The following is a 24,724-nucleotide window of genomic DNA, read 5'->3' on the forward strand; positions in this document are numbered from 1 at the left end:
TGCCGGTCAGTTCCAGGCGTTGTTCTGGTTCTGGCCGTGGGAGCCCTGCTGGCCCATGCCGAACTGGGCGCGGGCGCCCTCACCGATCTGGGCGTTCTGCGGGGGCATGACCTCGCTCGGCTGGACCAGGGCGAAGCCCTGTCCGAGGAAACTCAGCTCCCAGCCCTCCCCCGTGTTGCCGCGGCGCCGGAAAACACCCGTGGAGTGCGTCTGGGCCTGCATCTGTACCCGCAGGGAGCTGGACCAGGCGACGATCGCGTCGGCGTCGGCGCTGACGTACTTCTCGGGCGTGACCTGCATCATCAGGGGCTGGCCCGAGGTCATGAGGGCCACCTTGCCGCTGCCGGAGATGTTGAGCTGGTACTTGCCGCTGCCGGAGATCCCGTACTGGCTGTCCACCGCGATGACCTCGGTGTGCAGCGAGGAGTCGAGCGCGAGGACATAGGAGCTGTCCACGGTCATCCCGTCGCGGTCGACGTCCACGACGTGGATGTACTGGGCGAGGTTGGCGAAGTAGACCGTGCCCTGGCCGGACACGCGCATCAGGTCGAGGCCCTCGCCGGTCTGCGCGCGGGCACTGCGCTGGGCCTGCGGCTGGTACTCCCCGTCGAAGTCCATCAGGCCCTGGTAGGCGACCATCGCGCCCTTGCGGGCGAGGACGTCGTCGTGGCCGGTCAGCGAGACCCGCAGGAGCTGCGGGTTCTGGATCGCGTACCGGTCCTGGGTCTGCTGCTCGGTGTGGCTGAAAAGCGGACTCTGCATGCTGTGTTCTCCCTCCCCCTCAGTTCCGGACCCGCAGGCGGTCCGTACTGTCCTCGCTCGGCTGGACGACGACGATGCCCTGGCCGGAGAAGGCCATCTGGTACGCCTCGCCGCTGCCGCGGCCGATCAGCGCCCCGGCCTTGAAGCTGCGCTTGCCCTTCACCTTGAGGTTCGGGGACCAGGCGACCAGCGCGTCCGGATCGACGTACGTCTCGTCCTCGCCGCGTCCGCAGTCGACGACGATCGGGGTGCCCCGGGAGGTGATGGCCACCCATCCGGTGCCCTGGACGACGACGTTCCACAGTCCCTGTCCGGCGAACTTGGCCATCCCCTTGACCTTCTCGACACCCCAGGTGAGGTGCGCGTCGAAGGCGAGGAGGTTGGTGCCGTTGACGGAGATGGAGTCGTTGTTGAGGTTGATGACGACCACGTCGGCGCCGTAGTCGGCAAGGTAGAGCAGCCCGTCGCCGGAGCACTTCATGACGGGGGCGCCCTCGCCGGTGATCCACTGGGAGGCGATCTGCCGGACGGCGGGCGGGTTGGGCTCGTACTGGATGAAGCCCTCGTACGCCACCATCGAGCCGGTGCGTGCGTAGAGGTCCTGTCCGGAGGCCATGGCGACCTTGAGCATGGCCGAGCCGTGGTTCTCCATGCGGGCGGTGACGGGGGTCGGGGCGAAGCCCGCGAGTTGCTGGTTCATGACGGGCTCCCTCAGACCTCGTAGGGCTGGACGACGATGAAGTTGCCGGGTGCTCCCCGGAACTGGAGGTTCACGGTCTCCCCGCTGTGTCCCGGGTACGCGTTGCGGCGCAGCCGGACCTGGCTGGAAATGATCACCTGGGAGGCGGCCGACCAGGCGACGACGGCGTTGCAGTCGGCGAACGTGGTGGGTGTGACCGGGAGGACGACCGGGGTGCCGTGGGTCTTGATGATCACGGTGCCGGTGCCCTGGAACTGCATGGTGAACAGGGCACCGCCGGGGATGCCGTGCCCCTCGATCCTGCGGACCTCGTACTGGAGGGACTCGTCGAAGGCGAGGACGCTCTCGGCGGAGACGCAGATGGCGTCACCCTGGAGCTCGATCGGGTGCAGATACGAGCCCTCCTCGGCGAGGAAGACCTGGCCGCGGCCGGTACAGCGCATCAGCTGCATCTCCTGGCCGGTGGCGTTGCCCACCGCGCGGCCGACGAACCCGGCGCTCTTGTAGCCGAAGTCGACCTTGCCCTGGTACATCACCATGCTGCCCTGGCGGGCCAGCACTCCGGCGCCGCCCATGGTCAGGTCGACCCGCATGAGCTGCTTGTTCTGCGGGGTCCAGCGCTGCCCGGTCGGGGTCTCCTTGTACGGCTGGAGCGCCGCCTGAAGACCCGCGCCGGTGGCCGGAACTCCCTGCGGGACGCCCTGGGGCATCGAGCCGGGGGGCTGCTGTCCGAACGGGGCCGGTGCGGGCTGTCCGTACAGAGCGGGGGCCTGCTGGCCGAAGGGTGCGGCGGGCGGGACGCCCTGGCCCGGCACCTGTCCGGGGATCTGCCCGAACTGCGGCTGCTGGGGCTGGCCGTACGGGGACGGGGCCTGGGGCGGCTGAGGCGCCTGGGGCGCCAGCGGGGCCGCGATCGTCGGCGCCGCGTGCATCGGCTGGTGCGGCGCGGGCGGCGGCGTGGGCGTGGCCGGGGCGCCGAAGGACGGCGCGGGCTGCGGGGCCTGTGGCGCAGGAGCGGCGGGCGGGGCGCCGAACGCCGGGGGCGCGGTGGCCTGGGCCGGTGGGGCGAACCCGGGGGCCCCGGTCTGAGCGGGCGGCGGGGGCGGCGAGGGCTCTTCCTCCGCGACCTCCCCGCCGAAGTTCTTCAGGAGCGCTTCGAGGCCGCCGTCGAAACCCTGGCCGACGGCGGCGAAGCGCCAGACGTCCTTCATATAGAAGTCGCCGAGCATCACCGCGCGCTCGGTGGTGAACTCCGATCCGGTGAAGGAGTACCTGACCACCTCCTCGCCGCCCGCGACGATCCGGATGTACCCCGGGCCGATCTGCGACATCTGCCCCGCGCCGTCGAGGGTCGCGGTGAACGAGAGCTTCTGGATGGCGGCCGGAACACGGTCGAGCGTGACGCGGAAGGACTCGGTGTCGCCGGACTGCGCACCGAGGAGCTGAATGGACTCCTCGGGCGATTTGGGCTGATTGAAGAAGATGAAGTACCGGTCGTCCGAGAGCTTTTCGTTGGCGTCGAGGCCGAAGCAGCTGATGTCGAAGGTCAGCCCCGGGGCGGCGATCTGCACGCCTACGTACAGGTCTGTCCCTGCCGTGAGATCACTGATCTTGGCCTTGTGGCCGCGTTGGAATTCCCTGGCCATGCGTAACGACCGTCCCCCATCCGGAAGGTGAATGCGTCGCGTCAGGCTAACCGCTATCGACGACATCCGACCAAGCCGGTACACACCCGGTACAGAATCGCCGAACGCGCCTCTTCGGGATCACCGAGCGTGGCGCGGAACCCGCGCCCGTGTCACTCCTCGCGGGCGGCGGGCAGATGGGGCAGCTGCTCGGCCGCCACCACACCTTCGAGGTAGCCGCGGGCCCGCTCGGTGCGCGGGTAGGACTCCAGCAACTGCCAGAACCCCGGGCCGTGCCCGGGCACGAGCAGATGAGCCAGCTCGTGGAGGAGCACGTAGTCGACGACGTACTCCGGCATGCCCTGCAACCGGTGGGAGAGCCTGATGCTGCCCTCGGCCGGGGTGCACGAACCCCAGCGGGTGTTCTGGTTGGTCACCCAGCGCACCGAGTCGGGCCGGGCGCGACCGTCGAAGTACTGGGCCGACAGCCGCGCGGCGCGCTCCGCGAGCTCGGTGTCGCCCAGGACCCGCTTGCTCTCCTGGGCGGCGAGCTTGTCGAGCATCACGCCCACCCAGCGCCGCTCCTCAGCCTCGGACATCCGTGCGGGGATGAGCACGATCGTGCGGTCGCCCTCCCGGTACGCGGAGACCGACTTCCTGCGCCGGGTGCTCCTGCGGACCTCGACCGCGCTCGTCGCCGAAGCGCGGGCCGGATGGGCTGCCGCGCTGCGCTGATGGCTTCCGGGCCTGCGCGCGGGGAACTCCCCGGCGAAGCCGGACGACGGGTCGGCGGGCACGCCACGACGTTACCCGCTGTCCGTGCGGGAAGTCCCGCCCCGGAGACGGCTCGGCGACGATCCGCACGCCGGCTTGCACTATTTGAACGACTAACGCCCCCTGTCTGTGGACAACTCTGCGCAGGGTTCGCCGTCGGCCCGCATGCTGACAAGGACTCGCGGGGTACGGCTCGCGAATCCGTGATCGCAACATCGCTCGGGGACTCGGGGGAGAAGTCATGTATCCGATGCTGAAGCCCGCACTGCGCCGTGCCTGGCGTGGACGGAACACCGTGCAGTTCGGCGTGACGCCCGCACACGCCGTGACACTCGGTCCGGTGGACATCGCCACCGGAAGTTTCCTGGAGCTGCTCGACGGCACACGCGGTCTGCCACTCCTTTACGAGGAGGCCAGGGCCCTGGATCTGTCGGAGCGCCATGTCGATGTGCTGCTCTCGCGCTTGACGGACGCCGGGCTCCTCGACGATCCGAGGTCGGCGGCCCCGGACACCGATGCGCTGCGCCGGCGGGCCGATGTGATGGACCGTCAACGCCCTGATGTGGCTTCGCTCTCCATCGTCCATCCCGAACCGGGCGGCGGCCTGCGCCGGATGGCGGCCCGGCGGGCGATGCGGGTCCAGGTGCGGGGTGCGGGGCGGGTGGGGGCGTCGATCGCCTCGTTGTTGTCGGGTGCGGGGGTGGGTGAGGTGGAAGTGCTGGACGGGGGGCGGGCCGAGCTCTGGGATGTGGCGCCCGCGGGGCTGCCTCCGGCGTCCGTGGGCGAACGACGCGACGTGGCCGCCCGCCGCCTCGTCCGCCGGTCCGCGCCCGGACCGGCTCCCCGATCGGCGGGGGCGGGCCGGGCGGGGGCGGGGTTTGACGGGGGCGCCGGACAGCCCGGTCTTTCGCTGGTCGTCGTCGCTCCCCGGGACGGCCTCGCGGTGTACGCGCCCCTTCCGGACACCGCGGCGCCGTGGATCGCCTCCGGCACTCCTCATCTCTATGCGGGAGTGATCGAGGCGACGGGGGTGGTCGGACCGTTGGTGCTGCCCGGGGGCACCGGCTGCGCGGGGTGCCTGGAGCTGCATCGCACGGACCGGGATTCGCAGTGGCCCCGGATGCTGGCCCAGTGGCGTTCGGGGCGGCGGGGCGCGGGGCCCGCCTGCGATCTGGGGCTTGCCACCGCGGTCGCCGGTCTCGCCGCGGCCCATGCCCTGGCCTTTCTGGACGGGGACCTCCCCGCCAGTACGGGCGCTCGCTGGGAGGCCGCTCTGCCGTTGCTGGACTGGCGCTCCGAGCGGATCGGCCCGCATGCGGACTGTTCCTGCGGTGGGACCGGGGGCGCCCGTGAGCCGACTCGGAGTTGTCGGACACCCGCTAAGGGGGATCGGGCCTCGGGCGGTGTTCCGGCGCAGGACACAATGGCCGGGTGACCGCCGTCGACGGAGTGACACCGGAGGCTGGAGCGGCACGGCAGTCTGGGAACTGGAGGGGCACATGTCTGATCTTCCCCGGAAGGCGGTTACGCGTACCGCCAAGCTGGCCGCGCTCCCACTCGGCTTCGCCGGCCGCGCCACGTGGGGCCTGGGCAAGCGGATCGGCGGGAAGTCCGCCGAGCTCGTCGCCCGCGAGGTCCAGCAGCGCACGGCGGACCAGTTGTTCAAGACACTGGGAGAGCTGAAGGGCGGGGCCATGAAGCTGGGCCAGGCGCTCTCCGTCTTCGAGTCGGCGCTTCCCGAGGAGGTCGCCGGTCCCTACCGGGCCGCGCTGACCAAGCTTCAGGAGGCCGCGCCACCCCTGCCCGCCCGCACGGTCCACGGGGTCCTCGCCGAGCGGATCGGGGAGGACTGGCGGGAGTGTTTCCTGGAGTTCGAGGACACTCCGGCGGCCGCCGCCTCGATCGGGCAGGTCCACCGTGCGGTGTGGCACGACGGCCGCGAGGTCGCGGTGAAGGTGCAGTATCCCGGCGCGGGCGAGGCGCTCCTCTCCGATCTCGCCCAGCTGAGCCGTTTCGCCCGGCTGCTCGGCCCGCTCGTCCCGGGGATGGACATCAAGCCGCTCATCAAGGAGTTGCGCGACCGCGTATCGGAGGAGCTGGACTACGAGCTGGAGGCGCAGGCGCAGCGGGAGCACGCGGCGGAGTTCGCGGATGACCCGGATGTGGTGATTCCCCAGGTGGTGCACCAGTCCGATCAGGTGCTGGTGACCGAGTGGATCGACGGAATCCCGCTGTCCGAGGTCATCACGGAGGGCACGGCGGAACAGCGGGACCGGGCGGGGCAGCTGCTGGCCCGCTTCCTCTTCTCCGGTCCGGCACGCACCGGCCTGCTCCACGCCGACCCGCATCCGGGCAACTTCCGGCTGCTGCCCCCGGCGGAGGACGAGGCGAGAGGCCCGGCGGGGGACGAGGCGGGCAGCCCGGCGGGGGCGTGGCGTCTCGGGGTCCTGGACTTCGGCACGGTCGACCGGCTGCCGGGCGGGCTGCCGCGGAACATCGGCGACTCCCTGCGGCTGACGCTGGAGGGCGAGGCCGCGGCGGTGTACGGGCTGTTGCGTGAGGAGGGGTTCGTGAAGGAGTCGATCGAGCTCGACCCGGACGCGGTCCTCGACTATCTGCTCCCGATCATCGAGCCCACGCAGGTGGAGGAGTTCGCCTTCACCCGGGGCTGGATCCGTGAGCAGGCGGCCCGGATAGCCGATCCACGCTCCCCCGCCTACCAGTTGGGCCGTCAGCTGAACCTTCCGCCGTCGTATGTGCTGATACACCGGGTGACCCTCAGCACGATCGGAGTGCTGTGTCAGCTGGGGGCGACGGTCCGGCTGCGGGACGAGCTCGAAGCGTGGCTGCCGGGGTTCGTCGCGGAGGCCGCGCAGCCCGAGGAGGCCCTGGAGTCCGAAGAGGACTCGGAGTCCGAAGAGGACCCGGAGTTCGAGCAGGGCCCCGAGTCCGAGCAGGCTGCGGAGCTCACCTCGTACGTCGGCCAGAAGGGCGAGCAGGCGGGCGAGGCCGTCCAGGCGTAGGGCGGGGGCGGGGCGCGGCTACCACCAGAGCGAGTCGAGGCGGCTTTCGATCGCTCGGATGTGGAGGCGGGTGCAGTCCTCGCAGAAGCGGAGACGGCGTCCGTCCTCCATGGAGCAGAGCCAGGTCGGAGGGGCCGTGTCGCCGTCGGCGGCGGTCCCACAGCGAGCGCACACCACGCGTCCGTCGGCGGGCCGGTCAGGGGGATGGGTCTCCTCGTCCACCTCGTGACGATATCCCCGCGAGCGGGCGGACGCGCGGCGGCACAACGCACCGCGGGGCCGTCCTGTCGGACGGCCCCGCGGTGGAGTGATCGGTCGCACGGTCAGTGCATGACCGCCATGGCCAGCGCGCGGCGGGCGCGCAGCGAGGCGCGCTCCGCTCGGCGCTGCATCCGGCGGGCGGCGATCAGGCGGGCCGACTGTCGGTCCTCCTGGGCCTCCCGCAGGCGGTCGTGCATATGCGCACGCGCCAGGGCTTCTGGGATGAGTTGCATTTCGCGGGTCCTGTTCTGACGCGAGTCGTTCGCGCCGATGATGGTGACGTCGGGGGTGGCGGAGCCGACGGGCTCCTTCGTGGGGGTGATCATTGGTGCCTGATTCCGGGGGTCATGAGTCTGGGGGCGGTCGATCGTTCCGAGGCGGTTCCGGTGTGTGGGGGCGGGGACCCCACAGGTGGCGGTCACGCTGCGACCGGGTTCTTGCGCGGACGGCCACGCGGCCGCTTGCGGGCCACGACGACACCCTGGACGAACAGTTCGCCGCCCCAGACGCCCCACGGCTCGCGGCGGTCCTTCGCACCGGCGAGGCAGGCCTCGACCAGCGGGCAGGTGCGGCAGAGGGACTTGGCGTACTCGACGTCGGCCGGCGACTCGGCGAAGAAGACCTCCGGGTCGTAGGACCGGCAGGGGACGGGGACGCCGAGGTTCTCGATGGCGTCGTCGAGCGCGGTGAGCGTGGTGAGCGGGGTCAAGGTGGAGTCCTCCGTGGAGCCGGGCGGCGAGATCGGGGTGGAGAGCGGTACTGACGGGGCGTGCGTTTCGGTGTGCACGGTGGGTGGTGTCCTCGTCTGGTCGTGCCGGCCTGTTGGCCGGTTGGCGGCTGCTGGTACCAGGTCCTGCTTGTCCCGAGGCTCCTTCGTTCCGTCTCGTCCGTTCGGACAAAACAAAAGGGCCGCGGATCCCGAGTGGGGTTCCGCGGCCCTGAAGGCGCCGGCCTGATGCTGGATCAGGCTGGATCACTCCAGGGTTCAGGCCCACGGAAGGCCCACATCGTGTGGTGCTGCTGCGTCTGCTTCTTGGCTCCGGCACCGGCTGCCGCAAAGGCATAGGCCTGAGCCTGTGCTGCCTTCGCTACTGCTGCCGCCGGTGCCTCGATCGGTCGCTCATTGCGCTCCCGCATCACGGGGAGGCTCGCCGGGGACAGCGGACGGGCGGCAGAGATGCCGGACAGACCGGTGGCGTGAAGCGAGGCAGCCGAGGAACGGGCGAGGCCGAGCGAACAGGCGGAGACGACCGAGAGATCGGTCATTTTCTGGGTTTCGATGATGCTGATCACTTCAATCGCCTCCTCTCGGCGTCTCGGGGGGACCGGCCGGGGCCGGTCCTGCGTATTCGGATAAGTACAGCACGGAGTCAGGGCTTCAGAGAAGTCGCTGTTCCCGTGGTTAAGAACCTATGGTGACGACTGGGGCGGGCGCAAACTATTTTCTGGACGAGTTTTTCTCAGGCCTTGTCGAGGCCCTCCTCGGGCTCGTCATCAACCGCCTCACCTGCGCAGATGGCCAGAACATCGGCGCCGAAGCGGTTCAGCTTCCGGGTGCCGACGCCGGGGATGACGACCAGCTCGCCCTCGGTGGACGGCGCCGCCTCGGCGATCGCCATGAGGGTCTTCTCGGTGAACACGCAGAAGTCCGGCTGGCCGAGCACGGCCGCCTGGGCGGCCCGCCAGTCGTGCAGCCGCTCGTACAGCCCCTCGTCCATGTCGGACGGGCACTCCTCGCAGCGCATCAGCTTCATCTCTCCGGCGGTGGTGAGCGTCCGGCCGCAGACCCGGCAGCGCACCGGCTTGTGCGGCTTCCGGGCCGCCACCGCGGTCGGCCCGGCGGACAGGGCCCGCCCGGAGCCCCGGTCGATCCCTCCGCCTCCCCCGGCCCCTCCCCGGGTCCCGGCCGAGCCCGAGCCGGGGCGCAGCCCGTTCAGGAAGCGGGTCGGCCGTCGGCCCGCCCGGCCACCGGGCGACCGGGACAGCGCCCAGGAGAGCGAGAGGTGGACGCGGGCACGGGTGATGCCCACGTACATCAGGCGGCGCTCCTCCTCGACCTGCTCGTCGGTCTTGGCGTACGCGATCGGCATCATGCCCTCGGTCAGGCCGACCAGGAACACGGCGTCCCACTCCAGGCCCTTCGCCGAGTGCAGCGAGGCCAGGGTCACCCCCTGGACCGTCGGGGCGTGCTGGGCGGCCGCCCGCTCGTCCAGCTCGCGCACCAGATCGGTCAGGGTCGCCCCCGGCTTGGCCGCCTCGAAGTCCTCCGCGAGGCGCACCAGCGCGGCCAGCGACTCCCAGCGGTCGCGGACCGCCCCGGACCCGGCGGGCGGGCGGGTCGTCCAGCCCTTGGTGGAGAGCACGGCCCGGACCTGGGAGGCCAGGTCCTCCGCCCCGTCGAGCAGGGAGTCGTTGCGCCCTGCGCGGGCGGCGCCGCGCAGGGCGGTGCCCGCCTCCCGTACCTCCGCGCGTTCGAAGAACCGCTCGGCTCCGCGCAGCTGGTAGGGCACCCCGGCGTCCGCGAGGGCCTGTTCGTAGACCTCCGACTGGGAGTTGACCCGGTAGAGCACGGCGATCTCCCCGGCCGGGACACCCGCCGCGATCAGGTCGCGGATGCGCCGGGCGGTGGACTCCGCCTCGTTGGGCTCGTCGGGATACTCCGCGTAGACCGGCTCGGGGCCCTTGTCGCGCTGCGAGACCAGCTCCAGCCGGTGGTCGGCCGCCTTGCCGTGGGCCTGGCTCAGCAGAGCGTTGGCGAGGTGGACGACCTGGGGGGTGGAGCGGTAGTCCCGGACCAGCTTGACGACGGTCGCCCCGGGGTGGCGGGTGCGGAAGTTCAGCAGATGGTCGGGGGTGGCCCCGGTGAAGGAGTAGATCGTCTGGCTGGCGTCGCCGACGACGCAGAGGTTGTCCCGGTCGCCGACCCAGAGGTCGAGCAGCCGCTGCTGGAGCGGGCTCACGTCCTGGTACTCGTCGACGACGAAGTGCTGATACTGACCGCGCACGTGGTCGGCGATGTCGTGGCGGTCCTGGAGGATGCCGACGGTGAGCAGCAGCACGTCCTCGAAGTCGATGACCGAGCGGTCGCGCTTGAGCTGTTCGTACATGGAGTAGATCTGGGCCAGGACCGCCGGGTCGCGGGGGGCGTCCCGGTGGGTCTTGGCGACCGCGGCCGGATAGTCGGCCGGGACGGTCCGGGTGACCTTGGCCCACTCGATCTCGCCGGTGACGTCCCGCAGCTCGTTGCGGTCGAGCCGGAGCTGACAGCGGGCGGCGGCCTCGGCGACCAGCTGCACCTTCCGCTCCAGCAGTCGGGGCAGCTCGCCACCGACGGCTTTCGGCCAGAAATACTGGAGCTGGCGGAGCGCAGCGGAGTGGAAGGTCCGCGCCTGGACGCCCGTCGCGCCGAGCTGGCGGAGGCGGCCGCGCATCTCTCCGGCTGCCCGGTTGGTGAAGGTGACGGCGAGCACGGTGGCGGGCTGGAGGATGCCCGCGCGCACCCCGTACGCGATGCGGTGGGTGATCGCGCGGGTCTTGCCCGTCCCCGCTCCGGCCAGCACGCACACCGGTCCGTGCAGGGCGAGTGCCACCTCGCGCTGCTCGGGGTCGAGCCCGTCGAGCACGGCGTCCGGGGTCTCGGGAACCTGCGGGAAGAGGGTGGAGTGCGTTGCTGCTGTCACCCCGCCATGCTGCCAGGTCGCGCGGGGCGGGTGCGGCGGTTGTCCACAGGGGTGAGGTATTCGTCGTACCGGTGCGTACTGGTGCGTGCCCGCCCCGGCCGGAGTGGGTCGTGCGGAGGGCCGCGTACGCCCCGGCCGGGGCGGTTGTGGGAATGGTGGCCGTGTCCCGTACGTTCCCTTCCGTGCGGGAACGCTGCGGGAAAGCCGCCGGACCGCAAGTGACGCTGCCGGCCGCGCAGCGGTACGGACGAGACGAAGGAGCGCCAGCGACATGGCGGGCACTGTGACGATGTACAGCACCACCTGGTGCGGCTACTGCCGTCGGCTGAAGAGCCAGATGGACCGCGAGGGCATCGCGTACAACGAGGTCAACATCGAGCACGACCCGGAATCGGCCGCTTTCGTCGAGAAGGCGAATGGCGGAAACCAGACAGTGCCGACCCTGCTGATCGTGGCCCCCTCGGGCACCGAGTCGGTCATGACGAACCCGTCGCTCGCCCAGGTGAAGCAGGCGCTCGCCGCCTGACCCGGGGCTCTTCGCGCGCACCGCTGCCCCCGGCACCGCCGGGGGCGGCGGTGTTTCCCGGGGCCGTTCAGGCCGGGCGCCGCACGCTGCCCGGCCTCGGGAGCGGCTTGCCGTACCAGAGCTCGATCAGCCGGGACGCGATCGAGATGCCGAACGGGGGCATGACCTCGCCGGATTCGAAGGCCGCCGTGAGGTCCTCGCGGGAGAACCAGCGGGCCTCCTCGATCTCCTCGCCGTCGACGTTGATCTCCGAGGAGGTCGCCCGGGCCATGAAGCCCAGCATCAGGCTGGAGGGGAAGGGCCACGGCTGGCTGGCGATGTATTCGACCTCGCCGACGGTGACGCCCGCCTCCTCGTACACCTCGCGGATCACGGACTGCTCGATCGACTCCCCCGGCTCGACGAACCCGGCGAGCGTGGAGAAGCGGCCCTCCGGCCAGTGCACCTGGCGTCCCAGCAGGGCCCGGTCCTGGTCGTCGGTGACGAGCATGATGACCGCCGGGTCCGTACGCGGGTAGTGCTCGGCGCCGCAGGCCTGGCAGCGGCGGATGTGTCCGGCCGCCGCGATGACGGTGCGCTCGCCGCAGCGGGAGCAGAAGCGGTGCAGGCGCTGCCAGTTCTCCAGGGCGACCGCGTGGACCATCAGGCCCGCGTCGCGGGGGCCCAGCAGCAGGCCCGCCTCGCGGAGTCCGGCCGGGCGGGCCGACTGGTCCATGCGGCCGGGCAGCGAGTCCTTCTGGAGCGCGAAGTAGCTGACGCCCTCCTCGTCCGTGCCGAGGAAGTACCGGTGGGTCTCGGTGACCGGGGCCTCGAAGGCCGGGGTCATGACGATCTCGGTGCCCCCGTCGGGGGTGTCGTCGATCAGCACCTGCCCGCCGGAGACGACGAAGACGCGGGTCGTCGGGTGGCTCCACGCCACGGACAGCCATGCCTCGTCGAGGCGGTGGTGTGCCGCGCGGTCGATGCCGCCCGGCGCGGTGAGGCCGATCGGGCGGTCTGCGGTGGCGTTGTCGAAGGTGCTCACAGGTGCTTCCTACTCCCCCTGGGCGGATCGGGTGTGCGGAGGTACGTGGAGGTGCGGCGGGCTCAGCGGATTCAGCGGGCTTAGTGCATTCAGCTGGTTCAGTGGGTACAGCGGGTTCAGCAGTGTCACCGGCCGAGCGCCTCGGCCAGTTCTCCCCACAGGTACGCGGTCGTCTCCACGCCCTTCAGCAGCAGGTCCAGCTCGACCTTCTCGTTGGGGGCGTGCCAGCCGTCGGAGGGTACGGAGATGCCGAGGAAGAGCACGGGGGCGCCGAGGACGTCCCTGAGGTCGGCGGCCGGGCCCGAGCCTCCCTCGCGGGTGAAGAGGATCTTCTTGCCGAAGGCCCGGCCCATCGCGCGGGCGACCGCCTGGAGGGCGGGGTGGTCCAGCGGGGTCAGGCAGGGGCGGGTGGCGGGCTGGAAGGCGATCTTGTGGCGGAGGCCCGCCGGGATGCGGGACTCGGCCCAGGCGCGGACGGTCTGCTGTACGCGGTCGGGGTCCTGGTCGTCGACCAGCCGGAAGCTGATCTTCACCAGGGCGGAGGAGGGGATGATCGTCTTGCTGCCCGCGCCCTGGTAGCCGCCGCCGATGCCGTTGACCTCGGCGGTGGGGCGGGCCCAGACGCGCTCCAGCGTGGAGTATCCGGCCTCGCCGTGCGCCGCCTGCGACTTCGCCGTACGCAGCCAGGTCGCCTCGTCGAAGGGCAGCTCGGCGAAGAGCGCCCGCTCGGTGTCGGTGAGGTCGGTGACCCCGTCGTAGAAGCCGGGGATCGCGACGCGGCCGTTCTCGTCGTGGAGAGCGGCGACCAGGCGGGCGACCTCGGTGGCCGGGTTGGGGACGGCTCCCCCGAACGATCCGGAGTGGATGTCCTGGGCGGGGCCGTACAGCTCGATCTCGCACTCCGCGAGGCCGCGCATGCCGGTGCAGACGGTCGGTGTCTCCTCGTCCCACATGCCGGTGTCGGAGACGATCACGGCGTCGGCGGCGAGGCGGTCCGCGTGCTGTTCGGCCAGGGCGCGGAAGTTCGGGGAGCCGGACTCCTCCTCGCCCTCGATCAGCAGCTTGAGGTGGACGGCCGGGGCGGTGCGGCCGGTGGCGGCGAGGTGGGCGCGGACCCCGAGGGTGTGGAAGAACACCTGGCCCTTGTCGTCGGCGGCACCGCGCCCGTACATCCGGCCGTCCCGGATCACCGGCTCGAACGGGTCGGTGTCCCAGCCGTCCTCGCGGGCGGCGGGCTGCACGTCGTGGTGGCCGTAGACCAGCACGGTCGGGGCGCCCGGGTCCTCGCTGGGCCACTCCGCGAAGACAGCGGGGGCGCCGGGGGTCTCCCAGATCTCGGTGACCGGGAAGCCGGTCTCCTTGAGCTTGGCGCTCAGCCATCCGGCGCTGCGCCGTACGTCCCCGTCGTGCTCCGGCTGCGCGGATACGGACGGGATGCGCAGCCACTCCGCGAGGTCGTCGAGGAAGGCTGCGCGGTGCTGTTCGGTGTACGTACGGACGGCGCTGTCCGGGGTCTCGCTCATGCTCTTGAGCCTATCCGCCCTCGGGGGCCGGCTCGTCCAGCAGGATCCGCTCCAGCTCGGCCCGGCCCGGCAGCCCTTGCGGGTGGACGGTCTCCCCGCTGCGTACGTAGAGGAAGGTGGCGGTGACGGCGGTGAGCGGCAGGTCGTGCAGCTCGGCCCAGGCCAGTCGGTAGACGGCGAGCTGGAGGGGGTCGGCGGTGCGGTGGCGGGTGGTCTTCCAGTCGACGATCTCGTACGTGTCACCCGTGCGGTACACGGCGTCGATCCGGCCCCGGACCACCCGGCCCGCGAGGGTGATCTGGAACGGGGTCTCCACCCGGTACGGGGTGCGCCGGGCGTACGCGGTGCGCTCGAACGCCTCCTTCAGCTCGGCGAGGTCCCGCTCGTCGGCGATCTCCGCGTCGCTCTCGTCGCCCCCGGGCAGTTCGTCGGGGCCGAGCATGGGCAGCGGGAGCTCCTCGTACCGGGACTCCACCCAGGCGTGGAAGCGGGTGCCCCGGCGGGCGGCGGGCTGCGGCGGCCGGGGCATGGGCCGGGCCAGCTCCTTGGCGAAGGCCTCGGGGTCCTCGGCCAGAAGCAGCAGCTGGGTGGCGGAGAGCGAGGCGGGGACGAGGACCTCGCGCACGGTGGCGCGGGCCCGGCGCAGCTCCCCGGCCAAGGCGTCCAGGTCCCGGTCCCAGGAGGCGAGGGTGCGGGCTTCCTCCGGGGTGAGCGCTGCCGCGTGGCCGGGCTCCGGGGCGTGGCGGGCAGCGGGGATGAGCGGTGCGGGCTCCCGTACGGCCTCCGGGGCCGGGGTGCCCGGGGGGCGTTCGGTGGGGAGCTCGTCCCAGTCCCAGTCCTCGTGGCCCTCGTCGATCGGTGCCTCGTCGCGGTCAGCCTCGTACGCCGCCACGTCGTCGGGGTCGGTGCCGTACGCAGGTGGCTGCTGATCCCCGTGGACGGCCAGGCCCTCCAGGTGGGCGAGGACCGTGTCCCGGGCGGCGCGGCGGCGGGTAAGGGCGTCGGCGTCGAGCGGGAGTGGCCAGGCCAGGTCGGTGCCGGGTGCCGCGAGGGCCGGGTTCTCCTCGTCCTCGGCGGGCTCGTCCGCCCAGGCCTCGATCTCGCCGTGGCCCGCCGCGCAGTGCTCGTACAGCGCCTCCAGGAAGGCGGACGGGCCGCGCGTCCTCTTCTGGGACGGGCCCCACCAGTGGCCGGAGCCCAGGAGCAGGGAGCGGGGGCGGGTGAAGGTGACGTAGCCGAGGCGCAGCTCCTCCGTGTGCTGGTGCTCCTTCATCTCCTCCTTGAACGTCTTCATGCTCCTGGCGTCGAGCCCGCCGAAGGCGTCCAGGGCCGGGAGCGTCGCCGCGTCGCCGCGCAGGGCGTGCGGGAGCACCTTGGCCTGGGCGGTCCAGGCCTCCCGGGACTGGCCGCTGGGGAACTGGCCGGTGACCAGTCCTGGCACGGCGACCACGTCCCACTCCAGGCCCTTGGACTTGTGCGCGGTGAGGACCTTGACGGTGTTCTCGCCGCCGGGCAGCGCGTTGTCGAGGCCCTTCTCGTACCGCGCGGCGGTCCGCAGGAAGCCGAGGAAGGCGAGCAGGGACGCCTCACCGTCCAGGGAGGCGAACCGGGCCGCTGTGTCCAGGAAGTTGGCGAGGGTCTCGCGGCGGCGGGCGGCCAGCGCCTGCGGGGAGGCGGACAGCTCGACGTCCAGCCCTGTGGTGGCCAGGACGCGGTGCAGGACGTCCATCAGGGGGTCCGCGAGCGAGCGGCGCAGGTCGCGCAGCTCCCGGGCCAGGCGGGCGAAGCGCACCCGGGCCTCCGCCGAGAACGGCAGCCCGTCGTCCGCCGCGTCCCCCGCGATGAGGAAGGTGTCCAGGGCGTCGGCGAGCGATATCACCTCGGCCGGGTCGGTGCCCTCGACGGCCTCCGCGAGCCGCCGGTCCGGGTCGGCGCCGTCGTCCGCGCCGCCCGCCCGGTGCACGAGGAGGCGGGCGCGGCGGCCCAGGAGGGCGAGGTCCCGGGGGCCGATGCGCCAGCGCGGTCCGGTGAGGAGGCGGACCAGGGAGGCGTTGGCCCCCGGGTCCTGGAGGACCTCGCAGACGGCGACCAGATCGGCCACCTCGGGCAGGTGCAGCAGCCCGGCGAGGCCGACGACCTCGACCGGGATGCCCCGGGCGACCAGGGCGGCCTGGATCTGGGGGAAGTCCCCCGCGGTGCGGCACAGGACGGCGATCTCGCCCGGTGGGGTACCGGTGCGCACGAGGTGGGCGAGGGAGTCCGCGAGCCAGTCGATCTCCTCCGTGTGGGTGTTCAGCAGGGCGCAGCGGACCAGGCCGTCGCGCTCGGCGCCCGGGGCGGGGCGCAGCGCCTCGACGCCCTCGTGCATCGCGCGCAGCGGTTCCGCGAGGCCGTTGGCGAGCTGGAGGAGGCGGCCGCCGCTGCGGCGGTTCTCGCTGAGGCTGTAGCGGGTGGCGGGGGTGCCGTCGGCGTGCGGGAAGTGCTCGGGGAAGTCGTCCAGGTTGGCGACGGAGGCGCCGCGCCAGCCGTAGATCGCCTGGCAGGGGTCGCCCACGGCGGTGACCGCGTGACCGGTGGGCGGGTGACCGGCCGCCCCCTGCCCCGTACCGCCGCCGAACAACGCCGAGAGCAGCAGGCGCTGGGCCACCGACGTGTCCTGGTACTCGTCGAGCAGCACGACCCGGAACTCGTCCCGCAGGATCTCCCCCACCTCGGGGCGGGTCAGGGCCAGCTCGGCGGAGAGGGCGATCTGGTCGCCGAAGTCGATGAGGTCCCGGCTGCGCTTGGCGGAGCGGTAGCGCTCGGTGAGGGCGAGGAGCGAGCGGCGGGCCTCTGCGGTCTCGGGGATCTTGCGCAGGTCCGCGTTGCTGAGCTTCGCGTTCTCCAGGGCGCGCAGCAGCTCGGTGTCGTACGTGGCCAGCGCCCCGGGGCGTACGAGGTGTTCGGACAGCTCCGCGTCGAGCGCCAGGAGGTCGCTGACGAGGGTGGGGAAGGACCGGGTGAGCGCCGGATACGGGCCCGGCGCCTCGCGCAGCACCTTCGCCGCCAGCTGATAGCGGGTGGCGTCGGCGAGGAGGCGGGTGGTGGGCTCCAGGCCGATGCGCAGTCCGTGCTCGGTGAGGAGGCGGCCCGCGAACGCGTGGTACGTGGAGATCGTGGGCTCGCCCGGGGGGTTGTCCGGGTCGATGACGTCGGGGTCGGTGACCCCGGCGGCGACGAGCGCCTTGCGGACGCGCTCGGCCAGCTCGCCCGCCGCCTTGTTGGTGAAGGTGAGGCCGAGGACCTGCTCGGGTGCGACCTGGCCGGTGCCGACCAGCCAGACCACACGGGCGGCCATCACCGTGGTCTTCCCCGACCCGGCTCCGGCCACGATCACCTGCGGGGCGGGCGGCGCGGTGATGCAGGCCGTCTGCTCCGGGGTGAAGGGGATCCCGAGGAGCTCCTTGAGCTGCTCGGGATCGGTGATGCGTGAGGACACGTGGGAAACGGTAACCGGAGCCACTGACAACCCGGACCGATGCCCGCGAAAGGCCCTACTCCACCACCTGCCGCCCCTCCGGCTGCGCGCTGCACGAGGCGCGGAACGTGCAGTGGGTGCAGTGGGTGCCGGTGGTGGGCGTGAAGCGTTCGTCCAGGACCTTTCCGGCGGCCGTGGCGAGCAGGTCGGAGACCCACTCCCCCGCCAGCGGTTCCTGGGCCTGGACCTTGGGGAAGGCGTCGCCGCCCTCCTTCCTGGGAGCGGGCTGACGGAGCTGGACCAGTTCCGCGCCGCCCGGCTCGGGGCGCTTTCCGTCGAAGACCTCGTCGACCGCGCCCTCCCGGACGGCGAGCTGGTAGACGGCGAGCTGAGGGTGGGCGTCCACCTCGTCCTTGGTGGGCGCGCCCTTGCCGGTCTTGAAGTCGACGACGTACGCCCGGCCCTCGGCGTCCTGTTCGACCCGGTCCATGGAGCCCCGGATGCGTACGGCGTAATCGCCCGCCTCCAGGGTCACGTCGAAGTCGTGCTCGCTCGCGGCGGGCGTGCGGCCGGCGCGGTCCAGGACGTGCCAGTGCAGGAAGCGTTCCAGGGCGGCGCGTGCCTGGTCCTTCTCCTGTTCGGACTTCCAGGGGGCGTCGAAGGCCAGGCCGTTCCAGACGGAGTCCAGGCGTTCCATGAGGACGTCGAGATCGGCGGGCGTACGGCCGGATGCGACTTCGTCGGCGAGTACGTGGACGACGTTGCCGAACCCCTGGGCGGCGGTGGCCGGGGCGTCGGCCTTCACTTCGCGGCCCAGGAACCACTGGAGGGAGCAGGTGTTGGCGAGCTGGTCCAGGGCGCTGCCGGAGAGCGTGACGGGCTGGTCGCGGTCGCGCAGGGGGACGGCGGAGCGGGTCGGCTCCTCCAGGCCCCACCAGCGGTACGGGTGGGCCGCGGGCACCAGCGGCCGTCCCTCGTCGTCGGTGAGCGAGGCGAGCCGGGCGAGGCGGTGGGCGGCGGCCTCGCGCAGGGCGTCGGACGCGGCCGGGTCGACCGTGGTGGCGCGCAGCTCCGCGACGAGCGCGGCGACGGCGAGGGGGCGGCGCGGGCGGCCGGTGACCTCGCGGGGTTCCACGCCCAGCTCGGTGAGGAAGCGGGAGGGCTGGTCGCCGTCGTCGGCGGGAGCCTTCACGGCGGTGACGACCAGGCGATCGCGGGCGCGGGTGGCGGCGACGTAGAAGAGCCGGCGCTCCTCGGCGAGGAGCGCCCCGGGTGTCAGCGGCTCGGCGAGGCCGTCGTGGCCGATCCGGTCCGCCTCCAGAAGGGAGCCCCGGCGGCGCAGGTCGGGCCAGAGCCCCTCTTGGACCCCGGCGACGACGACGAGCCGCCACTCCAGGCCCTTGGAGCGGTGGGCGGTCATCAGGCGTACGGCGTCGGGGCGGGCGGTCCGCCGGGAGAGGGTGTCGGCGGCGATGTCCTGCGCGTCGACCTCTTCGAGGAAGTTGAGGGCCCCGCGCCCGCCGGTGCGCTCCTCGGCGCGGGCCGCCGTCTCGAACAGGGCGCACACCGCGTCGAGATCGCGGTCGGCGTTGCGCCCGCCCGCCCCGCCGCGCAGCGCGGCCGCCTCCAGCCTGCGGGGCCAGGGGGTGCCGTTCCACAGGGTCCACAGGGCCTCCTCGGCGGTGCTGCCGCCCGCCAGGAGTTCGCGGGCCTTGCGCAGGAGCGCGCCGAGGCGCTGCGCTCCGTGGGCGTACGCCGGATCGTGCGTGACGAGCCGCTCGGGCTCGGCCAGGGCGCGGGCCAGCAGCTCGTCGGAGGGGGCGGGAACCCGGATTCCGGCGGCCCGTTCCTCGTCGCGCAGGGCCCGGCCGAGGCGGCGCAGATCGGCGGCGTCCATGGAGCCGAGGGGGGAGGTGAGGAGGGTGAGCGCGGTCTCGGTGTCGAGCCAGGGGGCGGGCCCTTCCTCCGGCTGAGTTGCCGGTTGCGGTTCCGGTTCCGCTTCTGGTTCCGCTTCTGGTTCCGGTTCCGGCTGGACTGCTCGTTGTGGTTCCGGCTCCGGCTGGGCTGCCGGTTGCAGCTCCGGCTCCGGCGTCGGTTCCGCCGGACGGTCGTGCAGCGCAGCCGTCGCCACCGCCCGGAGCGCCGTCAGCAGCGGGGCGACGGCCGGTTCGTGGCGGAGCGGAAGGTCGTCGCCGTCGACCTCCAGGGGGACGCCCGCCGAGGTGAGGGCGCGGCGGACGGCGGGCAGTGAGCGGCCCCCGGCCCGTACCAGCACGGCCATCTCCTGCCACGGCACCCCGTCCTCCAGATGGGCGCGGCGCAGCAGGTCCGCGATGTTCTCCAGTTCCGTGGAGGCGGTCGGGTAGGTGTACGTCTCGACGCGGCCGCCCTCCCGGACGGCGTGCAGCTCACGGTGGGCGCGGACGGTTTCGGCCGGCAGCCGGGTCAGCGGCATCCGGCGGGTGAGCAGCCGGGTCGCCGCGAGCAGTCCGGAGCCGGAGCGCCGTGAGGTGGTGAGGACGCCCACAGGTGCGGGAGTGCCGTCCGCCCGGCGGAACGTGTCCGGGAAGTCGAGGATGCCGTTCACGTCGGCCCCCCGGAACGTGTAGATGGACTGGTCGGGGTCGCCGAAGGCGATCAGCGTCCGGCCGCCGCGCGTGTCCTCGCCGCGCCCCCGGGCATCGCCCGGCGCACGCCCCCGGTTCCCCGCCAGCGCGTGCAGCAGCCGCACCTGCGCGGGGTCGGTGTCCTGGTACTCGTCGACGTACACCGCGTCGTAGGCGCCCGCGAGCTGCGCCGCGACCTCGGGGCGCTCGGCGAGCAGGACCGCGCGGTGCACCAGTTCGGCGTAGTCCAGGACGCCCTGGGCATCGAGGACGTCGAGGTACTCCGCGAGGAACTGGGCCGCCGCCGTCCAGTCCGGGCGGCCCGTGCGGCGGGCGAAGGCGGCCAGCGCGTCCGGGCCGAGGCCCAGCTCACGGCTGCGGGCCAGCACCGCGCGCACCTCGTCGGCGAAGCCGCGGGTGGTCAGGCAGGCCCGCAGCTCGTCGGGCCAGCGGACATGGGCCAGGCCCTCCTTCTCCAGGTCGAGCTGGCCCGCGAGCAGCTCGCGGACGGTGACGTCCTGCTCGGGCCCGGACAGCAGGCGCAGCGGGTCGGCGAAGAGGTCCGCGTCCTGGTGGGCGCGGACCAGTGCGTAGCAGTAGGCGTGGAAAGTGGTCGCCTGCGGGCCGCGCGCCGCGCCGAGCCGGGCCGCCAGCCGGTCGCGCAGCTCGACGGCCGCCTTGCGGCTGAAGGTGAGGATCAGGATGCGGGCGGGGTCGCCGCCCCGGTTCACCCGGGCGGCGACGGACTCGACGAGGGTGGTGGTCTTCCCCGTGCCGGGTCCGGCGAGGACCAGCAGCGGGCCGCCGGGGTGATCAACCACCGCGCGCTGACCTGCGTCCAGGAGGGGGGGATCCACGGACCCGGGCGGAGTGCGCACCAGCCGGTACGCGCCCGTGGTCCGCGGCCGTGACTCACGGTGCGGACTGTGCCGGGTGGAGGAGGTGCTCACGTGGATCGCCGGTCCTGGTGGGTGTACAGGTGATGAGGAACAGGGTCGGGACAGCCGGGACAGCCAAGACGGTCACGGCAGTGAAAGCAGTCAAAGCGGTCGAAGCGGTCAAAGCAGTCGAGGAAAGGGGCGGAGCGTGCCGCGCGAACACGACGCTACGCCAGCGGCGCCGCGCGAGGCAGCGGGTGCGCTGCGTCCCTCGTCACGTGCGTCACGTGCGTCACGTGCGTCATGTGCATCACGTGCGTCGGGTGCATCACGTGCGTCGGGTGCGTCACCTGCATCGCGTGCATCACTTGCGTCATGTACGTCACGTGCGACGCGTCCCTTGTCACACCGGGAGCGGACGCTGTCAGGTGTGAGATTGCTCGTGCCCGGGTCCGTCCGCGCCGGTGCCGTCCCAGCGGGCGTGGCGCATGTCGAGGCGCGGCACATGCCCCTCCGACTGCCGGGACGCGGAACGGAGCGGCGTGCCCTCCGCGCGGTAGTGCTCCAGCGCGCGGAGCTCATGGCCGGGAAGCAGCGTCCCGTCGGCCCGGACGACCCGCCACCACGGCACGGCGGAGCCGTACAACGCCATGACCCGGCCGACCTGGCGGGGCCCGCCCTCGGCCAGCCACTCCGCGACATCGCCGTACGTCATCACCCGGCCGGGCGGGATCAGATCGGCGACGTCGAGGACACGCTCCGCGTATTCCGGCAGTTCGGGGCCGGTCAGCGCGGTGCCGGGTCCGCCTCCGCCCGTCTGGTCCTGGCTCATCCGCCCCATCCTGCCGTACGGCACCGACAGCCCGCCCGGAACGGTGGCGGTCCGGGCACACAGCGTGCGCGCAGGTGCAAAGGAGCGTATGTTGCGCTTCCCGCGCCCGTGCAATGCACCCTGATGCCCCCCTCTGTCTACGGGCCGTGCCACCATCGTGCGGGCGGTGACCGGTGATACGAGACCACGAAGACGAACCAGAGGCGACGAAGGAGCAGGGCGTGCAGCCACCGAAGGCGGCGGACGCCTCTGATGCCGGGGAGCGCTCGTCGAGCGCTCCGGAGGACTCCGGAGCGTCCGCGGGCTCCGGAGTTCCCCGGGCCGACGGCCCCACCGCGTCCGCCTCCGGTTCCGGCCATCTGACCGGTTCGACCCTGGCTTCCGCCGATGCCGCCCTGAGCGACCGGGTCTCCGGTGACGAACCGCTGCTGCCCGCCCGGGTCCACCGCCCCTCCGACCTGATGCGGCTGCTCATCGGGGTGCTGGCGATCGCGGTCCTGCTCTCGATCGCCGCCTTCGCCCAGGGCACCACCACCGGTCTTGAGGACGACATCTCCAAGGGCACCGAGCAGGCGCCCGATCTGCTGATCAAGATCGCCGGTCTGGTGTCCAGCATCGCCGTGCTGCTGGTGCCCGTCGCCTTCGCCATCGAGCGCCTGATCAAACGGGACGGGCTGCGCATCGCGGACGGCGTACTGGCCGCGGTCCTCGCCCACGGTGTGACCCTCGCCACCGACCTGTGGGTCTCGCGCACCGCGCCCGGCACCATCCAGGACGCGCTGACCCAGACGCAGACGACGGGCGGGCTGACCGACCCGGTGCACGGCTATCTCGCGCCGGTCATCGCGTACATGACGGCGGTCGGCATGGCGCGGCGGCCGCGCTGGCGTGTGGTGCTGTGGATGGTGCTGCTGCTCGACGCGTTCGCGATGCTCGTCGGCGGGTACACCACCCCGTTCTCGATCATCCTGACCGTCCTGATCGGCTGGACGGTGGCGTACGGAACGCTGTACGCGGTCGGCTCACCGAACGTCCGCCCGACCGGCCAGCACCTGATGGCGGGGCTGCGGCACGTCGGCTTCCACCCGGTCGCGGCGATGCGTGCCGAGGACACCCCGGACCGGGACAGGGACGACAAGGACAGCATCGACCAGGGCGACCGGGGGCGGCGCTATCTGGTCACCCTGGAGGACGGGCCGCCGCTCGACGTCACCGTCGTCGACCGCGAGCAGCAGGCCCAGGGGTTCTTCTACCGGGCCTGGCGACGGCTCACGCTGCGCGGGATCACCCAGCGGCGTTCCATCCAGTCGCTGCGCCAGGCGCTGGAGCAGGAGGCGCTGCTCGCGTACGCGGCGATCGCCGCCGGGGCGAACGCGCCCAAGCTGATCGCCACCTCCGAGCTGGGGCCCGACGCGGTGATGCTCGTCTACGAGCACATCGGCGGCCGGCCGCTGGACGCGATGGAGGACGTGGAGATCACCGACGATCTGGTACGCAGCACCTGGCGTCAGGTCAAGGCTCTCCAGTCGCGGCGGATCGCGCACCGCAGGCTGACCGGCGACGCCCTCCTGGTGGATCGTTCCGGCAAGGCGTTCGTGACGGATCTGCGCGGCGGCGAGATCGCGGCCGGTGATCTGGTCCTGCGCATGGACGTGGCCCAGTTGCTGACCACGCTGGGGCTGCGGGTGGGGGCCGAGCGGTCCGTCGCCGGGGCACTGGCCGTGCTCGGTCCGGACGCCGTGGCGGACTCTCTGCCGCTGCTCCAGCCGATCGCGCTGAGCCGGTCCACCCGGGCGGCGCTGCGCCGGATCGCGCGCGAGCGTTCGCAGCGCGAGCGGGAAGCGGCCGTGGAGGCCTCACAGACGGCCAGGCGGACGAGGGCCGAGGAAGCCGGGGGCGAGCACACCTCGGACCGCAAGGCCGGACGCAAGTCCCACCGGACGGAGAAGCAGGCCGAGAAGCGGGCCATCGGCGAGGCGCTGGAGGAGGCCCGCGATGAGGATCTGCTCGCCCAGATCCGCCGCCAGGTGCTCCTGATCCGCCCGCAGGCGCCGGTCGAACCGGTGCGGCTGGAGCGCATCAAACCGCGTACCCTCTTCAGCTTCATCGCCGGGGCCATCGCCGCGTACTTCGTTATCTCCCAGGTCACCCAGGCGGACTTCGGGGCGGTCGTGGAGCAGGCGGAGTGGGGCTGGGTGGCGGCGGCCCTCGGCTTCTCGGCACTGAGCTACGTGGCGGCGGCCATGAGCCTGCTGGGTTTCGTGCCGGAGCGGGTGCCGTTCCTGAAGACCGTGCAGGCGCAGGTGGCCGGCTCGTTCGTGAAGATCGTCGCGCCGGCCGCCATCGGGGGCGTGGCCCTGAACACCCGCTTCCTCCAGCGCGCCGGGGTGCGCCCGGGCCTCGCGGTGGCGAGCGTCGGGGCCTCCCAGCTCTTCGGGCTCGGCGCCCACATCATGCTGCTGGCGCTGTTCGGCTATCTCACCGGTACGGAGAGGACCCCGGACTCGCTGACCCCGTCCCGGACGGTGATCGCGGGTCTGCTCACGGTCGCGGTGCTGGTGCTGGTGGTGACGGCGGTCCCGTTCCTGCGGAAGTTCGTGGTGACCCGGGTGCGCTCGCTGTTCTCCGGGGTCGTGCCGCGCATGCTGGACGTGGTCCAGCGGCCGCAGAAGCTGCTCACCGGCATCGGTGGCATGCTGCTGCTGACCGGCCTGTTCGTGCTCTGCCTGGACGCCTCGATCCGGGCGTTCAGCGGACCGGACGTCCCCGAGCTGAGTTACGCGAGCATCGCGGTGGTCTTCCTCGCCGGGAACGCGATCGGCTCGGCCGCCCCGACGCCGGGCGGTATGGGCGCGGTCGAGGGGGCCCTGACGCTGGGCCTGATCGCGGTCGGACTGCCGAGCGAGGTCGCGGCGCCCGCGGTGCTGCTGTACCGCGTGATGACGCTGTGGCTGCCGGTGCTGCCGGGGTGGATCGCCTTCAACCAGCTGACGCGCAAGGGCGAGCTGTAGTCGTCGGGGGCGGCGGCACGCAGTCCGCCGGCAGTCCCCGTC

At 72.4% G+C, this 24,724-nt stretch carries 18 protein-coding genes; 4 read left to right on the forward strand and 14 right to left on the reverse strand.

All coding sequences use genetic code 11. The annotated features are described in order from the left end of the window. Nucleotides 1-6: 6 nt before the first annotated feature. From ACZ5WC_RS21350 to ACZ5WC_RS21365, 4 genes are all read right to left on the reverse strand, one after another. Nucleotides 7-762, reverse strand: coding sequence for an AIM24 family protein (locus ACZ5WC_RS21350; protein WP_468542270.1), 756 nt, complete (start codon nucleotides 760-762; stop codon nucleotides 7-9). A 19-nt stretch (nucleotides 763-781) separates the two neighbouring features. Further along, nucleotides 782-1,462 (reverse strand): AIM24 family protein, encoded by a 681-nt coding sequence (locus tag ACZ5WC_RS21355; protein ID WP_468542271.1) that lies wholly within the window; start codon nucleotides 1,460-1,462, stop codon nucleotides 782-784. Nucleotides 1,463-1,473: 11 nt separating this feature from the next. Next, entirely contained in the window at nucleotides 1,474-3,108 is a 1,635-nt protein-coding gene (locus ACZ5WC_RS21360; protein WP_468542272.1) for a TerD family protein, read from the reverse strand. 152 nt (nucleotides 3,109-3,260) lie between these two features. Beyond that, a complete protein-coding gene (locus tag ACZ5WC_RS21365; RefSeq protein WP_468542273.1) occupies nucleotides 3,261-3,884 on the reverse strand; it encodes a M48 metallopeptidase family protein in 624 nt (207 codons plus the stop codon). Between the two features lie 218 nt (nucleotides 3,885-4,102). Here ACZ5WC_RS21365 and ACZ5WC_RS21370 point away from each other — a divergent pair, with 218 nt between their 5' ends. Beyond that, nucleotides 4,103-5,296 (forward strand): ThiF family adenylyltransferase, encoded by a 1,194-nt coding sequence (locus tag ACZ5WC_RS21370; RefSeq protein WP_468542274.1) that lies wholly within the window; start codon nucleotides 4,103-4,105, stop codon nucleotides 5,294-5,296. 64 nt (nucleotides 5,297-5,360) lie between these two features. Further along, the gene (locus tag ACZ5WC_RS21375; RefSeq protein WP_468542275.1) at nucleotides 5,361-6,884 is read left to right on the forward strand and encodes an ABC1 kinase family protein; all 1,524 of its coding nucleotides are present in this window, start codon (nucleotides 5,361-5,363) and stop codon (nucleotides 6,882-6,884) included. An 18-nt stretch (nucleotides 6,885-6,902) separates the two neighbouring features. Here the strand turns inward: ACZ5WC_RS21375 and ACZ5WC_RS21380 are convergent, their stop codons facing one another. The 5 genes from ACZ5WC_RS21380 to ACZ5WC_RS21400 all read right to left on the reverse strand — a co-directional run bounded on the left by ACZ5WC_RS21380 (nucleotide 6,903) and on the right by ACZ5WC_RS21400 (nucleotide 10,825). Then, on the reverse strand, nucleotides 6,903-7,106 hold the full coding sequence (locus tag ACZ5WC_RS21380) for a hypothetical protein (protein WP_468542276.1): 204 nt from the start codon (nucleotides 7,104-7,106) through the stop codon (nucleotides 6,903-6,905). 101 nt (nucleotides 7,107-7,207) lie between these two features. Continuing rightward, the gene (locus ACZ5WC_RS21385; RefSeq protein WP_468542277.1) at nucleotides 7,208-7,567 is read right to left on the reverse strand and encodes a hypothetical protein; all 360 of its coding nucleotides are present in this window, start codon (nucleotides 7,565-7,567) and stop codon (nucleotides 7,208-7,210) included. Further along, nucleotides 7,564-7,932 carry a WhiB family transcriptional regulator gene (locus tag ACZ5WC_RS21390; protein ID WP_065491124.1) on the reverse strand — a complete coding sequence of 123 codons (369 nt, stop codon included), beginning with the start codon at nucleotides 7,930-7,932 and terminating at the stop codon, nucleotides 7,564-7,566. Before ACZ5WC_RS21390 ends, ACZ5WC_RS21385 begins: the two co-directional genes overlap by 4 nt. Nucleotides 7,933-8,108: 176 nt before the next feature. Further along, entirely contained in the window at nucleotides 8,109-8,438 is a 330-nt protein-coding gene (locus ACZ5WC_RS21395) for a hypothetical protein (RefSeq protein ID WP_096631822.1), read from the reverse strand. A 167-nt stretch (nucleotides 8,439-8,605) separates the two neighbouring features. Beyond that, nucleotides 8,606-10,825 (reverse strand): ATP-dependent DNA helicase UvrD2, encoded by a 2,220-nt coding sequence (locus tag ACZ5WC_RS21400; protein ID WP_468542278.1) that lies wholly within the window; start codon nucleotides 10,823-10,825, stop codon nucleotides 8,606-8,608. 271 nt (nucleotides 10,826-11,096) lie between these two features. Here ACZ5WC_RS21400 and ACZ5WC_RS21405 point away from each other — a divergent pair, with 271 nt between their 5' ends. Then, nucleotides 11,097-11,351 carry a glutaredoxin domain-containing protein gene (locus tag ACZ5WC_RS21405; RefSeq protein ID WP_006127421.1) on the forward strand — a complete coding sequence of 85 codons (255 nt, stop codon included), beginning with the start codon at nucleotides 11,097-11,099 and terminating at the stop codon, nucleotides 11,349-11,351. Between the two features lie 67 nt (nucleotides 11,352-11,418). On the opposite strand, the gene nudC is transcribed toward ACZ5WC_RS21405, so the two are convergent. The 5 genes from nudC to ACZ5WC_RS21430 all read right to left on the reverse strand — a co-directional run bounded on the left by nudC (nucleotide 11,419) and on the right by ACZ5WC_RS21430 (nucleotide 21,671). Further along, nucleotides 11,419-12,375 carry an NAD(+) diphosphatase gene (gene nudC, locus ACZ5WC_RS21410; RefSeq protein ID WP_468542279.1) on the reverse strand — a complete coding sequence of 319 codons (957 nt, stop codon included), beginning with the start codon at nucleotides 12,373-12,375 and terminating at the stop codon, nucleotides 11,419-11,421. Between the two features lie 125 nt (nucleotides 12,376-12,500). Next, on the reverse strand, nucleotides 12,501-13,898 hold the full coding sequence (locus ACZ5WC_RS21415) for a dipeptidase (protein WP_468542280.1): 1,398 nt from the start codon (nucleotides 13,896-13,898) through the stop codon (nucleotides 12,501-12,503). Between the two features lie 10 nt (nucleotides 13,899-13,908). Beyond that, on the reverse strand, nucleotides 13,909-17,376 hold the full coding sequence (locus ACZ5WC_RS21420) for an ATP-dependent DNA helicase (protein ID WP_468542281.1): 3,468 nt from the start codon (nucleotides 17,374-17,376) through the stop codon (nucleotides 13,909-13,911). 55 nt (nucleotides 17,377-17,431) lie between these two features. Continuing rightward, nucleotides 17,432-20,911 (reverse strand): ATP-dependent helicase, encoded by a 3,480-nt coding sequence (locus ACZ5WC_RS21425; protein WP_468542282.1) that lies wholly within the window; start codon nucleotides 20,909-20,911, stop codon nucleotides 17,432-17,434. Between the two features lie 352 nt (nucleotides 20,912-21,263). Continuing rightward, entirely contained in the window at nucleotides 21,264-21,671 is a 408-nt protein-coding gene (locus ACZ5WC_RS21430) for an MGMT family protein (protein ID WP_468542283.1), read from the reverse strand. A 221-nt stretch (nucleotides 21,672-21,892) separates the two neighbouring features. Here ACZ5WC_RS21430 and ACZ5WC_RS21435 point away from each other — a divergent pair, with 221 nt between their 5' ends. After that, nucleotides 21,893-24,682: a lysylphosphatidylglycerol synthase domain-containing protein gene (locus ACZ5WC_RS21435; RefSeq protein ID WP_468542284.1), complete on the forward strand. Its 2,790-nt coding sequence runs from the start codon at nucleotides 21,893-21,895 to the stop codon at nucleotides 24,680-24,682. Nucleotides 24,683-24,724: the final 42 nt, after the last annotated feature.

This window comes from Streptomyces sp. NPDC033165 (genome assembly GCF_055577965.1).

Coding starts and splice junctions, on each gene's coding strand:
- ACZ5WC_RS21415 (WP_468542280.1), bottom strand. CDS start 13,898: ATGAGCGAGACCCCGGACAGCGCCGTCCGTACGTACACCGAACAGCAC.
- ACZ5WC_RS21350 (WP_468542270.1), bottom strand. CDS start 762: ATGCAGAGTCCGCTTTTCAGCCACACCGAGCAGCAGACCCAGGACCGG.
- ACZ5WC_RS21370 (WP_468542274.1), top strand. CDS start 4,103: ATGTATCCGATGCTGAAGCCCGCACTGCGCCGTGCCTGGCGTGGACGG.
- ACZ5WC_RS21355 (WP_468542271.1), bottom strand. CDS start 1,462: ATGAACCAGCAACTCGCGGGCTTCGCCCCGACCCCCGTCACCGCCCGC.
- ACZ5WC_RS21430 (WP_468542283.1), bottom strand. CDS start 21,671: ATGAGCCAGGACCAGACGGGCGGAGGCGGACCCGGCACCGCGCTGACC.
- ACZ5WC_RS21405 (WP_006127421.1), top strand. CDS start 11,097: ATGGCGGGCACTGTGACGATGTACAGCACCACCTGGTGCGGCTACTGC.
- ACZ5WC_RS21375 (WP_468542275.1), top strand. CDS start 5,361: ATGTCTGATCTTCCCCGGAAGGCGGTTACGCGTACCGCCAAGCTGGCC.
- ACZ5WC_RS21360 (WP_468542272.1), bottom strand. CDS start 3,108: ATGGCCAGGGAATTCCAACGCGGCCACAAGGCCAAGATCAGTGATCTC.